At 35.6% G+C, this 14,234-nt stretch carries 12 protein-coding genes; 2 read left to right on the plus strand and 10 right to left on the minus strand.

All coding sequences use genetic code 11. The annotated features are described in order from the left end of the window. Positions 1–8: 8 nt before the first annotated feature. From LCM23_RS19275 to LCM23_RS19315, 9 genes are all read right to left on the minus strand, one after another. Positions 9–1,481: an NCS1 family transporter gene (locus LCM23_RS19275; RefSeq protein WP_224938384.1), complete on the minus strand. Its 1,473-nt coding sequence runs from the start codon at positions 1,479–1,481 to the stop codon at positions 9–11. A 92-nt stretch (positions 1,482–1,573) separates the two neighbouring features. Beyond that, positions 1,574–2,983: a dihydropyrimidinase gene (gene hydA / locus LCM23_RS19280; RefSeq protein ID WP_224938385.1), complete on the minus strand. Its 1,410-nt coding sequence runs from the start codon at positions 2,981–2,983 to the stop codon at positions 1,574–1,576. 24 nt (positions 2,984–3,007) lie between these two features. After that, on the minus strand, positions 3,008–4,294 hold the full coding sequence (gene preA, locus LCM23_RS19285; RefSeq protein ID WP_224938386.1) for an NAD-dependent dihydropyrimidine dehydrogenase subunit PreA: 1,287 nt from the start codon (positions 4,292–4,294) through the stop codon (positions 3,008–3,010). A 19-nt stretch (positions 4,295–4,313) separates the two neighbouring features. Further along, positions 4,314–5,681 (minus strand): NAD(P)-dependent oxidoreductase, encoded by a 1,368-nt coding sequence (locus LCM23_RS19290; RefSeq protein WP_224938387.1) that lies wholly within the window; start codon positions 5,679–5,681, stop codon positions 4,314–4,316. A 724-nt stretch (positions 5,682–6,405) separates the two neighbouring features. After that, positions 6,406–6,795 carry a VOC family protein gene (locus LCM23_RS19295; RefSeq protein WP_224938388.1) on the minus strand — a complete coding sequence of 130 codons (390 nt, stop codon included), beginning with the start codon at positions 6,793–6,795 and terminating at the stop codon, positions 6,406–6,408. Between the two features lie 23 nt (positions 6,796–6,818). Beyond that, entirely contained in the window at positions 6,819–6,986 is a 168-nt protein-coding gene (locus tag LCM23_RS19300; RefSeq protein WP_224938389.1) for a hypothetical protein, read from the minus strand. Between the two features lie 148 nt (positions 6,987–7,134). Further along, a complete protein-coding gene (htpG, locus tag LCM23_RS19305; RefSeq protein ID WP_224938390.1) occupies positions 7,135–9,021 on the minus strand; it encodes a molecular chaperone HtpG in 1,887 nt (628 codons plus the stop codon). A gap of 112 nt (positions 9,022–9,133) precedes the next feature. Beyond that, positions 9,134–9,919, minus strand: coding sequence for an SDR family oxidoreductase (locus tag LCM23_RS19310; protein ID WP_224938391.1), 786 nt, complete (start codon positions 9,917–9,919; stop codon positions 9,134–9,136). Positions 9,920–9,931: 12 nt separating this feature from the next. Further along, positions 9,932–10,798 carry a MurR/RpiR family transcriptional regulator gene (locus LCM23_RS19315; RefSeq protein ID WP_224938392.1) on the minus strand — a complete coding sequence of 289 codons (867 nt, stop codon included), beginning with the start codon at positions 10,796–10,798 and terminating at the stop codon, positions 9,932–9,934. Between the two features lie 223 nt (positions 10,799–11,021). On the opposite strand from LCM23_RS19315, the gene LCM23_RS19320 reads away from it, so the two are divergent. Both LCM23_RS19320 and LCM23_RS19325 read left to right on the plus strand, forming a co-directional pair. Beyond that, the gene (locus LCM23_RS19320) at positions 11,022–12,398 is read left to right on the plus strand and encodes an aspartate aminotransferase family protein (RefSeq protein ID WP_224938393.1); all 1,377 of its coding nucleotides are present in this window, start codon (positions 11,022–11,024) and stop codon (positions 12,396–12,398) included. A gap of 346 nt (positions 12,399–12,744) precedes the next feature. After that, positions 12,745–12,915 carry an aspartyl-phosphate phosphatase Spo0E family protein gene (locus tag LCM23_RS19325; protein WP_224938394.1) on the plus strand — a complete coding sequence of 57 codons (171 nt, stop codon included), beginning with the start codon at positions 12,745–12,747 and terminating at the stop codon, positions 12,913–12,915. 42 nt (positions 12,916–12,957) lie between these two features. Here the strand turns inward: LCM23_RS19325 and LCM23_RS19330 are convergent, their stop codons facing one another. After that, complete coding sequence (locus LCM23_RS19330) at positions 12,958–13,773, minus strand: ATP-grasp domain-containing protein (RefSeq protein ID WP_224938395.1); 816 nt, start codon at positions 13,771–13,773, stop codon at positions 12,958–12,960. Positions 13,774–14,234 lie beyond the last annotated feature (461 nt).

Raw genomic sequence — 14,234 nt, forward strand, 5'->3', positions numbered from 1 at the left:
CATCTCCTTTATTGGACTTTTTCTTTGACTTTAGTATTTACTATTTCCTGTTCATCAATAGATAAAACCCAATCTCTTCCGACTGTAATTCCCAGATATTTCTCATCACTAGGATCATTCATTTCGCTTTGCTTGTATTTTTTAAACCACCAGTACTTCGCTAAAACATAATAGAGAACAGCTCCAACGACAAAACCTACAATGGAAGAGTAGGTAGACAATAGATTGGCACATATCCCCCCGACAATCCAAGCAATTAGTCCAGCGCCATTAAAACCTGCAAAATATTTGAATTGCCCTTCATTCTCATATAATGCTGGCACATTCACTCTTCTCTTTCTTAATAAATAATAATCAGCAAATAATATACCAACGATAGATGTTAGGATTCCCCCAATGACTAATAACGCTTGATTAAGCACATCAAACAAGCTCCATGGCTGCGCAAGAGTACCAATAATTCCTGCAAAAATGACCCCTACCCAAAAAGGTACTTTCGGCCCGCCTACATTAGAGAAAACAGTTGCTGCTGGTATAATGTTGGCCGAAGTATTTGTAGACCACTGTGCTAAAACAATCATTAATAGAAGAATCCCTAAAATAAAACCACTAGCTGATTCTTGTAATGCCACAATTGGATCTGATGTGCTAACTGCCATATATGATACAGCGCCAATCGCAATCATGAATGTATTCACAATTGGCATCACGATGATATTACCAATTAACTGAGATTTATTGCGTTTAAACCAATTCCTCTCATTTCTAGGGGCTTTAAAGAATCTTGATAAGCTTGGCATATCTGCTGCAAGTGTAGCCCAAAAGCCCATATTTGCCATAATTACAACCATGAAAGCTGTAAAAGCAGTTATACCTGTCGCAGGACTTTCCACCCAAGTCCAGACATCTTTACCTTGGCTTGTTGCATTATCTGATAATGTAATATACATCCAACATGAGATTATAATAATAATAGGGGCAGCTAAATCAGCAAACCGTTCAATCGATTTAATTCCTAATGCTGTATTGATTAATTGTGCAGCAGCAAAAAGAATAAAGCATACGAACCACTGATCAAAGCCAAAAAGAAGATTAAGTATCCCGTTAATAGCGGAAGCACCAAAGTAAGTGTTTATGCCAAACCAACATGAAGCAGTTATCCCCCTAACAACTGAAGGAATATGTGTGCCAATTGTTCCAAACGGCGCCCGCATGTATACAGGAAAAGAAAGTCCATGTTCCACACCAATATCACCAATTAAGGACATCAATATCCCAATGACCACTGAGCCGATAATGGTTGCTAACAGAACCATAGGAAGCGATAAATGAACAATTCCACCACCACCAATAGCAAATGCGGCTAGCACAATCGCCATACCAATCCAAATAACTGCAAAACCAAAGGTACCAATTTTCCTTTCCTTATAACCAATTGGCAATAGGTCCGGTGATTTTAAATAATTATCTTTCTTCTCCAATATGGACACCCCCTTAATATGAACAACACATTTAGTAAAGTTCTTGAAGTTGGATACCCTGCTGAAATCATTTCAGCAGGGCGCAATAAAAGTTAAATCATTGTTGGTCGTTTTTCTAACGTTTCTCCATATTTAGCACGCTTAATAAAATTACCCTGACCTGCTTCACCTACAAATTGTTTATCTTTGATGATAAAGTTACCCCTAGATAACACTGAAATAGGCTCTCCTGTAATTTTCATGCCTTCAAAAGGATTGTAGTCAACTGCCATATGATGCGTTTTCGCCGACAACGTCCGTTCGACATTGCCATCATAGATAACAAGATCAGCATCAGCGCCAACAGCTATCGTACCCTTTTTCGGATATAATCCAAATAATTTAGCTGCACGGGTTGACGTAATCTCTACAAATTGATTAAGTGATATTCTCCCTTTTTTCACACCTTCTGAAAATAAAATACTTACGCGGTCTTCAATTAATGGACCACCATTTGGAATCTTAGAAAAATCACCTTTTCCTAAGTCTTTCTGGCCAACAAAATCAAAAGAACATTGATCAGATCCGAGTGTTTGTAATTGTCCTGTCTTTAACGCATTCCATAAATGATCTTGATTCCATTTTTCTCTTAATGGCGGTGACCAAACATATTTAGCTCCTTCAAAATCTGGTTTCTCCAAATAGGTTTGATCCAAGACCAAATATTGCGGACAGGTTTCACCCCAGATATCGATACCTTGACTTCTAGCTTCAGCAATTTTTTTAGCCGCATCTGCACACGAAACATGCACGACATATAATTGGGATCCAGCAAGTCCGGTAAGTGTTGCAGCTCTTCCTGTTGCTTCTGCCTCTGCTTCAGGGGGACGAGTTAAAGCATGATAAATAGGGTCTGTATTTCCTTTTGCTAATGCGTCCTTTACTAAATAATCAATTACATCACCATTTTCAGCATGCACCATGACAAGTGCCCCAAGTTCTTTAGCGGCAAGTAAAGTTTTATATAGTGTCTCATCATCTGCTTGGAATTGATTTTTATAAGCCATAAATACTTTTAATGAAGTTATGCCTTCTTCCTCAACCATTTTCGGTATCTCTGCTAATACAGCGTCACTGCTCTCAACAATTTGCAAGTGAAAACCATAGTCAATGACCGCTTTATTTTTTGATTTTTGATGCCAAGTTTCAACGGCGCTACTGAGTGATTTCCCTTTTGTCGTTAAACAAAAATCAACAATCGTAGTTGTTCCACCAAATGCGGCAGCTTTTGTACCCGTTTCAAAATCATCTTTAGTGACCGTTCCACCAAAAGGCATGTCTAAGTGAGTATGGGGGTCAATCGCACCAGGGAAGACATAATGTCCTTTTGCATCAACGACTTCCGCACCACTCTCTTGAAGATTCTCTCCGATTTGCATAATTGTTTCATCTTCAATTAGTATATCTGCTTTGTAAGTATCTGTTGCTGTAACAATTACTCCATTTTTTATGAGTTTTTTCATAAGTAACCACCCTTTCTCACTCTTTTACTTCGCTGTACTATTTGCAACATAGCTTATATTTGCAATGGCTTCTTGCCTTTCATTCCAAGTCATCGGTGGTAGTTCATTTCGTTTTTCGACCATATCGATTGCTCCATCTACAGGACAAACAATCGAACATAAATTACAACCGACGCAATCTTCTTCGCGAACTTGGAGATAAGGCTTACCATCAGTTCCGGTCAGCATATCAATACATTGATGGGAGGTATCTTCACAGGCAATATGGCATTTATTACAATTGATACAAACATCATTATTAATGTGTGCGACAATTTGATAGTTTAGATCTAAATCGCCCCAATCAGAATATTTGGGTACAGACTTACCGATGATTTCATTTACCGAAGCGATCCCTTTACGATCTAAATAATAATTCAGCCCATCAATCATATCTTCTACGATGCGGAAGCCATGATGCATGGCCGCTGTACAAACTTGTACGCTTGTTGAACCCATGAGCATAAACTCCACAGCATCTTGCCAATTAGATATACCACCAATTCCTGAGATTGGCACACCAATTCTACTATTACGTGCACATTCTCCAACCATATTTAGAGCAATTGGTTTCACTGCAGGTCCGCAATAGCCACCGTGGGCACCCTTCCCTCCAACATGCGGAATGGTATTCCACGTTTCAATATCTACACCTGCTAAACTATTAATCGTGTTAATCATACTAATTGCATCTGCACCACCATTAACCGCAGCCTCAGCTGTTGCAGTTATATCGGTGATATTTGGTGTAAGTTTCACGATTACCGGTGTCTTCGCTACTTCTTTTACCCAATAGGTTTGTTGCTCAACAAGTGCTGGTACTTGACCTGAGGCTGCTCCCATTCCTCTTTCAGCCATCCCATGCGGACAACCGAAATTTAATTCAAGTCCATCGACACCCACTTCTTCCACCTTTTTGACAATTTCATGCCATTTTTCTTGTTTCGGTTCGACCATCAACGAAGCAATGATTGCATGATTAGGATATTTCTTTTTTGTTTCATAGATTTCTTTCAGGTTTACTTCCAACGGTCGATCAGTAATTAATTCAATATTATTAAACCCTGCTACTTTTTGACCATTAAAACTCACTGCTGCAAAACGCGAAGAAACATTTAAAATAGGGTCACCTAATGTTTTCCAAACTGCACCTCCCCACCCAGCTTCAAAGGCACGCTGTACTTGATAACCTGAATTGGTTGGCGGAGCTGAAGCTAACCAAAATGGATTTGGGGATTTAATTCCAGCTATATTTGTACTTAAATCTGCCATTATTTCACCTCCAAGATATTTAAGCAGTTTCTATCGTTTCTTTTAATAGAGAGCGGTGGATGCTTATGGCACTCGCTTTTCCTTGTTGTGCAGCAGACACAACCATTGCTTCACCTTGTCCTTTACCAAATATACAATCTCCACAGGCAAATACTTTACTGTTAGATGTTTGAAAGGTTTCACTATCTATTGTCACAACACCACCATCGTGACTAATTTCAAATTGTTCAATTAAATCAATATAACGACTTTGTCCGATCGCTTTAATCACTGCATCTACTTCAATCGTAAATTCAGAATCAGTTAAGGGTACAGGACGTCTCCTTCCATCTTCACCAGGTTCCGATAAAGTCATTTTGACACATTTAATACCTGTAACTTTCCCTTGCTCATCTCCTAAAATTTCAACCGGAGCTGTTAACCAGCGAAATTCGACACCATCCTGCTTTGCAAATTCATATTCAAAATCATAAGCTGTCATCTCAGCCAGCGTTCTTCTATATAAAATTTTGACATTATCCGCTCCTAATCTAACTGAACAAGTTGCAGCATCGATAGCTGTATTACCAGCCCCGATTACTGCTACCTTTTTTTTGTATAAGTCATCATGAATAGGTGCTGTCTTTGTTTCTTTTACAAATTCAATCGCATCATGAACGCCATTTAAATCTTCACCAAGAATGCCTAATTCTGGTACAGATGACATACCAATGGCTAAAACAACAGCATCATTCTGTTCCAGAATTTCTTTAGCAGAGATATCTACCCCTACTCTCGTATTTGTAACAATGTCTACATTCAATTTTTTTACTTGTTCTACTTCCCAAAAAGATATTTTCTGGGGTAATCTAAATGAGACGATTCCGTAAGTATTTAATCCTCCCGCTTCACTTTCTGCTTCGTAAATCGTCACTTTATAACCCATTCTTGCTAATTCTCTGGCTGCTGATAAACCGGCAGGCCCACTTCCTATAATCGCTACTTTCTTTCCATTTGGCTTTCCAGCATGAAACAGGGTAGCTTCATTCTTAATTGCCCAGTCCGTTGCATACCGTTGTAAATTTCCTATTAAAATAGGTTTAGTAGAATGATTGAGTACACATGCGCCTTCACAAAGTTCTTCTGTCGGACAAACGCGCGCACAACTAGCTCCTACAGGATTAGCAGACATAATTGTTTTTGCAGATCCAAATAAATTATCTGTGGCAATTTTTTTAATAAAACTAGGGATATCAATTCCCGTTGGACACGCTTGAATACAAGGAGCATCATAACAATACAAACATCGATTGGCCTCATCCAGTGCATCATGCTTAGAAAAAGGTGGTTCTACTTCTTCAAAGTTCCGCTTTAGTGTTGCTAATGTCTCTTTTCGGTCGCTTTTCACTATAGAGTAACCTCCTTAAAAGATAGCATCTTTGAATGTTAGTTTTTCTAACATTAATTAAACTGAATTGTTAGAATCTTATAATCATTTTACTGTGTTCTAATCGATTAATCATTATACAATTCGTAAAATAGTTCACTAGTCTTGCTTGTCAAAATGTAAAAAGCAAAGTTTTGTAAGCGCTTCACTTAATACTTGTTCCAAATAGTTTTTTCTTTCTAATTTTTGAATGTTATTTATCCTTACATACCCTGTAAATATTAGTGTTCTTTTACATTCTGAAATGGCAAACATAAGCAATTTATTATGTCTCACAAATAATAATTGACTAATGCTTGTTTTAAGATCTTGTAAGAAATAGAATAATAAACTTTAAATATGAATGTAGGTCTCTATACTCAGAATTATGAGGGAGAGCCTTTAAAAGACCCTGGAGATGTTTTTTAAGAGGATACGAGTGGAAAGGATTTTGCAATTCACTATAAAGTTAATTCTATTTATTTTTTATGCACGGACAAACGAAAACAGTAGTGAGCTCATTACAAAGCAATTGTTTTTCAAAGATGATTGTTTACAGACTTCTTGTGTTTCTTAGGTATATACCTATTTCTTAATTATTAATCTTCTTTAAATTAACACTGTTTTCGTGACCTTTGTTGTTTTTTACATAAATGAAAGGGAACCTCTCTCGTAGTTCCCTTTCTTACCAGACTATTTCAAACTTTTATTGTTCTTTGATCGTTTTAATACGCTCTTGCTCTTCTCCCTTATCTAAATATTCGAAAAATCCAAGTCGATTTCCCCATGGGTCTGTGAAAGTTCCCCATTTCACTGGTACATCAGGTCTTGAATGTGTTTCAAACCTATCTATCTTTAAAACTTCTATAAGTCTCTCTCTTTCAGCCTCAATATTAGTTACTCCTAAACGCAAAGGTCCGTTACCCTCGGAAAGAGTTCCTTCTGCGACTTGCAACCAACATCCAGGAATAAGTTCCCACTCAGCAAACCCCTCATGTGGAGTAAAATCAGCCTTCTTATTAAGCAGTGCTTCATACCACTTTTGCCCTTCTTCAATATTGGCAACTCTAACTTGAGTAGTCATTTCAAAAATCATCTATATCCCTCCTAAATGTAAAATTAACATCTTGTACTTTCCGTTACATATCGCTGATGTATTTCCACAATAAACACAACCCATTCCATTAGGAAAACGATTTTAACGTATAATAAACGTATCAACTTCTGCTGGAAACAAGTCATTTCTAATAGCTTTAACAAGCACTCATTTTTCTTTTGAACGTACATTTACCCCTCCTTACAAATCGAAATGCTTCCTTAACCACGATGATGTTATTCTCAAACAGAGTTGTCATTCATTACGAAAACAGCGTAAATTAAAATAGACCCGAACAATCGATCGGGCCTCATGTTGAAAAAACTATTTCAAAGTAGATTATTGCATTACCTTACAAATATCATTTGTGAACGCTACCGGGTCTTCCACAGATAAGCCTTCAATCAGTAATGCTTGGTTATAAAGTAAATTGGTGTATAAAGCTAATTTTTCATCATCATTATTATTAAATGCAGCTTGGATACTATTGAAAACAGAATGGTGGATATTCAGTTCAAGTACTTTATCAGCTTTGACATTTTGATTATCTGGCATCATACTTAATACTTTTTCCATTTCAATGGTTACTTCACCATCAGCTGATAAACAAACAGGATGAGATTTTAGTCGTTTGGATGCACGGACCTCTTTTACTTTACCAGTAAGTATTTCAGACATTTTCGTTAATATTTCTTTATTTTCTTTTACTTCATCTTCATTGTCTTCTTCTTTGTCTTCCGCATCAATTCCTAAATCTCCACTAGATACTGACTTAAACTCTTTTTCTTCATAGTTAACAAGCATTTTAATTGCAAATTCATCAATGTCCTCTGTAAAATAAAGAATTTCATATCCTTTATCGGCTACGATTTCTGTTTGTGGTAGCTTGTCAATACGATCAATTGAATCACCTGTAGCATAATAAATATATTTTTGCTCTTCTGGCATTCTGCTTATATATTCATCTAATGTTACTAGTTTTTTCTCTTTGGACGAATGGAACAATAGTAAATCTTTTAATAAATCCTTATGTGTACCAAACTCATTGTACACACCAAACTTGATTTGGCGACCGAATGATTCATAGAACTTCTCATATTGTTCACGTTCATTTTTCAATAATGTTTTTAACTCGCTTTTAATTTTCTTATTAATATTTTTGGCAATCAATTTTAATTGACGATCATGCTGGAGAATTTCTCTTGAAATATTTAAGGATAAATCTTCAGAATCAACCATCCCTTTAACAAAGCTGAAATGATCAGGTAATAAGTCTGGGCATTTCTCCATAATTAACACGCCATTTGAATATAACTCTAACCCTTTTTGATACTCTTGAGAGTAATAATCAAAAGGACGATTTTCTGGGATAAAAAGAATGGCATTATATCGAATGGATCCATCGACACTTACATGCACATGCTTTAATGGCTGATCAAACCCATACCGTTTCTCTTGATAGAAGTTTTGATAATCTTCATCCGTTAATTCATTTTTGTTCTTACGCCAAATTGGAACCATGCTATTAATGGTTTGTTCTTCTATGATCTCTTCAAATTCTTTGTCATTATCTTCTTTCGGTTTACTCGTTGTGACATCCATTTTGATTGGATAACGAATGAAATCAGAATATTTCTTAATAATTGATTTTAATTGATATTCATCAAGGAAATCATCAAAGTTCTCTTCTTCTTCATTTTCTTTTAATTTAAGTGTGATGGTTGTACCTACTTGATCTTTCGTTGTTTCCACAATAGTATATCCATCGGCCCCTTGAGATTCCCAAAGATAAGCTTGGTCACTATGCAAAGCTTTGGACAATACTTTTACCTCGTCTGCTACCATAAATGCTGCATAAAATCCGACACCGAACTGCCCAATAATATCATGACCATCTTTTGCTTCATTTTCTGATTTAAAAGCAAGGGACCCACTTTTAGCAATGACACCTAGATTATTTTCTAGTTCTTCTTTTGTCATTCCGATACCAGTATCAATAATGGTTAATGTGCGTGTTTCCTTATTAGGAATCACCTTTATGTAATAATCGTCTTGTTCGAAAACAAGTTGGTCGTCAGTCAACGCCTTATAATAGATTTTATCAATTGCATCACTTGCATTAGAAATTAATTCACGTAAAAACACTTCTTTTTGTGAATAAATAGAATGTACCATCATATCAAGCAATCGTTTCGATTCAGCTTGGAATTGCATTTTTTCTGCCATCTTCACAGTCTCTCCTTTATCATGAAATTTTCAAAGACTAAATTAGCACTCTATCTTGTAGAGTGCTAATACTATTTTAATATCCTCTTTTTTCCCAGTCAATAGTTAATATTTATAAAGAACGCACCATTCCGCCATCTATTAAAATGGAAGAACCCGTTACGTAAGTATTAATATCTGAACATAGGAAAGTGACAAATTGAGCAAATTCTTCCGGCGTACCATAACGACCTAACGGGATCGATTGTACTGATGCTTTTTGCACTTCTTCTTTCGTCATCCCCTTTCTATTGGCCGTTAATTGATCAAGATAGTCAATACGATCTGTTGCTATTCTACCTGGTGCAACCGTATTGATTAATATTTGATGCGGAGCCAATTCATCAGCAAGCGTTTTAGTCAAACCGACAATTCCTAAGCGAAATGTATTAGATAATAATAAACCTGGAATTGGTTGTTTAATAGATGTGGAAGCAATATTAATGATTTTCCCACCATGTTTCTTCATTTCAGGCAATACACTTCGGATTGTTCGTACGTAACTAAGTAAATTTAATTCGAACGAACGATACCAATCTTCATCCGATAAATCCTCAAATCCGCCACCAGGGGGTCCTCCAGCATTATTGATAAGGATATCAACGGTTCCATATGTAGCTTTTGTCTTTTGAACAAGTTCTTCAATATCTTCCTGTTTTGTAATATCACACACTTGGTACTCCACTTCCATGAAACCACTTGATTTTAGCTCTTGTTGTACGACTTGTAGTTTACTTTCATCTCTACTAGAAATCATTACTTTGGCGCCTTCCTTGGCTAATTCAAGGGCAATCGCCTTTCCTAAACCTTGACTGGAAGCTAATACTAAAGCTACTTTACCTTTTATTTTTAAATCCATTGACTACTCCTCCTATTTCTTTCTATAAAATATATCAAACCGCTCCCATAAGTCTTCTAACTTGTCTAACCTTTCTTCTACAACATCTGTCCGCTCTTTCCCTAAATAAACAATTAAAGCATTAATTAAGCTAAGTGGTGCGGTAAAGGAGTCGATAAACGTCGGAAGCTTGCTAGAAGCAGTTAATACTACGTCTGCATATGGCACTAATGGTGACGTTAGATGATCAGTAATTGCAATCACTTTTGCTCCATGTTCGTTTGCATATTGCACTTGTTCAATTGTATTCATTGAATAACGAGCAAAGCTGATACCAATCACTACATCATGCTCATCCAACTTAAATAACTGTTCTGATACAGTGTCAGCAGCACCTATTAATTCACTATGTCCAAGGATAATATTTAAATAATATTGCAGAAATACACCTAATGACCGAGCACTGCGATTGGCACTGATGTATATTCTTCTTCCCTCTAATATATATTGTGCTGCTCTCATAAATTGTTGTTCATCTAACTTTTCCATCGTCAATTGGATGTTAGCCATATCATCCTGGAACAGAGAGACAACCCCTTCTCTTTCGTGTTCATACACATCTGATGACATTCTCAATCTCTCTGTTGTAGTGAGTTGTTTTTGTATAGAGCTTTGCATGTATTGCTGTAGATCAGAGTAACCAGTAAATCCAAGAAAAACGGCAAATCTAACAACAGTAGCTTCACTAACTTTCGTAGATTTGGCTAGTTTAGCGACAGTTAAGAATGGAATTTCATTTTTATGATCAAGCATGTATGTAGCAATTTTCTTTTGAGATTTACTCATTATTGGATATTGATCCGCAATTAACTTTTCGATATTCTCCATTTTGTAAGTCATACCTTTTCTTCAAAATTAACAGATTTCTTTCTCATCCTTTTTATTATACGTGAAAAGCTTAAAAATTGATAATTTGTATAACCATCAATGAATTATTTATTTCATTTTAATTAAAAATGAAATTAATACTTCACAAATAGGTTTTTTCAGCGTATGATGTTCTATATATTTCTTATATTAATAAATATGAAATATACATTTCATTATAGAGGTGGAAAATACAGTGAAAACAAGTTCATTAGATGATGTACACGAACAATTAAAAGCAAAAACGAGTAAATCATATCAATTCTTTTTAGATGCCCAAAGCTATATGCCAGGCGGTGTGACAGCAAATATTAAATACTTTGATCCATACCCGATTGTTATGCAAAGAGGTAGTGGCGCTTACTTATTCGATATTGATGGCAATGAATACATCGATTACTTATTATCTTATGGCTCTTTAATGCTCGGTCATGGTCACCCAAAAGTGCAAAAAGCATTAGCTGACCAAATGCAAGTGAATGGTACACATTTATTCGGGACGCCTCATCAACTTGAACTAGAAATGGCAAAAAAATTACAAGCACTTTATCCTTCGATGGAAAAACTTAGATATACAAACTCAGGTACTGAAGCCACTTTATTATCAATAAGATTAGCCTATGCTTACACTGGTAAATATAAGATTGCTAAGTTTGAAGGTCATTACCACGGCGGATATGATCAAATGCTTATTAGTGTCAATCCAAAAGTAGATCAAGCAGGTCCAGCTTCGGAACCAAATGCTTTAATTGAATCTAAAGGTGTTGATCCCTATCACGAAACACATACGATTGTTTTACCTTTTAATAATTTAGAAGCAACAGCAGAAATTTTGACAAAACATAAAGATGAGGTAGCAGCAGTGATTTTAGAACCTGCTCAAAGTGGCTTTATCCCTGCTACACAAGAATTTATGACTGGATTGAGAAAAATAACGGAAGACTTAGGTATTGTTTTAATCTTTGATGAAGTAAAAACCGGCTTTAGATTGGGGCTTGGTGGTGCACAATCCATTTATCATATTTCACCTGATTTAACAACCTTAGGTAAAGTAGTTGGAGGGGGTTTTCCTGTTGGTATGGTTGGAGGCAAAGAAGAGATAATGATGTGTTGTGCTCCTTCTGCCTTCTCGGATGTTTTTGACCATAGTACAGGTAAGAACTCCAGTGCCAAAGATGTTCTTTTCCATAGCGGGACATATAATGGTCACCCTTCAATCCTTGCAGCAGGTATGGCAACCATTGACGTATTACAAAATGAAATCTCTACTGTAATAGCTAGAACGCATCGTTTAAAACAAGAACTAACAAGTCTTTTTGAGAGAAAAGGATTAACGATGCAAACCATTGGACTCGGGTCCATTTTTAACATCGTATTTACTGATAAAGAAATATGGAATTATCGCGACTTACAGGAAGCGAATTTTGCCTTACGAAAAAGATTAGATCTATTATTATTAATTAATGGTTTATATACAAAACCAATGAATCGTTTCAGTCTATCTACAGCACACACTGATTTAGAAATTAATAGAACCTTGGAGATATTCGAAAAAGCTTTACAAGATTTATAATCATTCGTTGTACCCAGTGAATAAGCACAAACAAAAACTCCTAAAAAATCGTTTTTGTTTGTGCCATTTATGAATCAACTATTTATCGCTCTCCATAACTATCTGATGCTCTTCAATGATTTTTTTAATTTCTCTCTTTTTCTTCTTTTTCATCTCGTTGCTAAAACGAAAGCAAAATTCTGGGCATGACACAATTTATCCTTTTACTAGATTTATAGCATTTTGATTCAGGCTATAAAAACTGCAGCTCTGTTATAACTTAAAGAGATAACTATTGATTGTATAATATGTAAAAATATGTGATAATATAATTAGTTATGATATTTTGAATTCGAGGTAATGACAGATGCAGGTAACTTCTATAGACATAGAGAGTCAAATAAAAGATACAAGAGAAATGCTTTTAATTATCGGGGATATTTTTGGACTATCAGACCCGTTCACTATTCAAATAAGCGAGGAACTCGACCTCTTAATTAATATGGTACAAAAAGAAAAATACGCAATGTATAAATAAGTAAAAGCCTAGTTTCCTCTGAAAGGAATTAGGCTTTTACCATTAAGAAACAACTTTATTTCCTGGTGTTGGCGATGTTGGAAATGGTGGTAGAAATTGTGATAATAAATATTGATAAATCGTTTGTTCCACTGATTTTCCTAGTTTATTTAACCCTTGATTCCCAAATAACACATTAAATTCGATAATATAGTATTTCCCTTCGCTTACCATGACATCAAACCCTGCATGATTAATACCTAATTGACCGGCGATATCTAAAACAAGGTCGATTGCTTCTTGTGGAATAAAATCGGCACATAGTTCTCCACCTTGTGCAATATTATGAAGAAACTCTCCTTCTAGTCCCACTCTCCAGTAGGCGCCCAGTACTTCATTCCCAACCACACATATACGTAAATCTTTGCCATCATTCGGTAAATATTCTTGGATATATAAAGCGTCCACTTTCTCACAATACGTTAGAAAGTCTTCTCTCGATTGGATAAGGAAAACACCTTTTCCCATAGAGTTTCGTGATTCTTTTGCTACAAAAGGAAAGGGAAAAGTATCTAACACATACTCAATATTGCTCCTTGTATTAGCAAGGATTTCAGTATAGGGAGCATGCTCAGGACTCACCGACCAAAGGGCCCTTGTCATTTCAATTTTACTAAAACCTAACTGCATTGTTTCTATGCTAGGAAAAATCTTTTTCTTCAACCCATACACAAGTGACGGTACTTGCCACGTTTCAGGAAATAACACGATGTCTGCTTGCTTTATTGCATCTATTTCCTTAAACATATGTTCTGGCTTTATATAGTGCACATTGGGCATACCAATCGTGCGAAATGCATTAAAAGAAACAATTTTCATTGATTCATTCACCTTCATTATTCAATTATGTTTTCCGTATTACAGATGTTAAAAAATGTATTTAAAAGAATAGAAAACTATTAATATCATAGCATTTTTGTAAAAAAATACAATCAGTTTTTTCAAGAAATATTCTTATTAATATTTCTAAATATTTATTGTAATTATACGGAAGTAGAATAAAGAAAAATCAGGAAAATAGATCCGGTTTTTTGGAAAATTAAAAGAGTTGAATGCATTTACACTCATTTTCTTTATTTTTTTCATTTCTAATGCCAAATTTTAAAAACCAACTGTGTCAAAAGATTCTCCTGTTTAAATTTCTAGTGTAGGACATTTACCTTAAATTGAATAGAATGACTTGTTTTGTTAGTCCTTCTAAGGGAACCACCCTCTCTTTTTAAAGCACACACCCATTATCTTACAATCGTTTTACTACGGATTCCAATTACCTTTGCTAA

The organism is Cytobacillus kochii (genome assembly GCF_020171845.1).
Taxonomy (GTDB): domain Bacteria; phylum Bacillota; class Bacilli; order Bacillales; family Cytobacillaceae; genus Cytobacillus; species Cytobacillus kochii.

Bases quoted from the DNA above. Each gene is read 5' to 3' on its own strand.
- preA (WP_224938386.1), bottom strand. From the start codon at position 4,294: ATGGCAGATTTAAGTACAAATATAGCTGGAATTAAATCCCCAAATCCA.
- LCM23_RS19310 (WP_224938391.1), bottom strand. From the start codon at position 9,919: ATGGATTTAAAAATAAAAGGTAAAGTAGCTTTAGTATTAGCTTCCAGT.
- hydA (WP_224938385.1), bottom strand. From the start codon at position 2,983: ATGAAAAAACTCATAAAAAATGGAGTAATTGTTACAGCAACAGATACT.
- LCM23_RS19325 (WP_224938394.1), top strand. From the start codon at position 12,745: ATGCAGGTAACTTCTATAGACATAGAGAGTCAAATAAAAGATACAAGA.
- htpG (WP_224938390.1), bottom strand. From the start codon at position 9,021: ATGGCAGAAAAAATGCAATTCCAAGCTGAATCGAAACGATTGCTTGAT.
- LCM23_RS19295 (WP_224938388.1), bottom strand. From the start codon at position 6,795: ATGATTTTTGAAATGACTACTCAAGTTAGAGTTGCCAATATTGAAGAA.
- LCM23_RS19300 (WP_224938389.1), bottom strand. From the start codon at position 6,986: ATGTACGTTCAAAAGAAAAATGAGTGCTTGTTAAAGCTATTAGAAATG.
- LCM23_RS19330 (WP_224938395.1), bottom strand. From the start codon at position 13,773: ATGAAAATTGTTTCTTTTAATGCATTTCGCACGATTGGTATGCCCAAT.
- LCM23_RS19315 (WP_224938392.1), bottom strand. From the start codon at position 10,798: ATGACTTACAAAATGGAGAATATCGAAAAGTTAATTGCGGATCAATAT.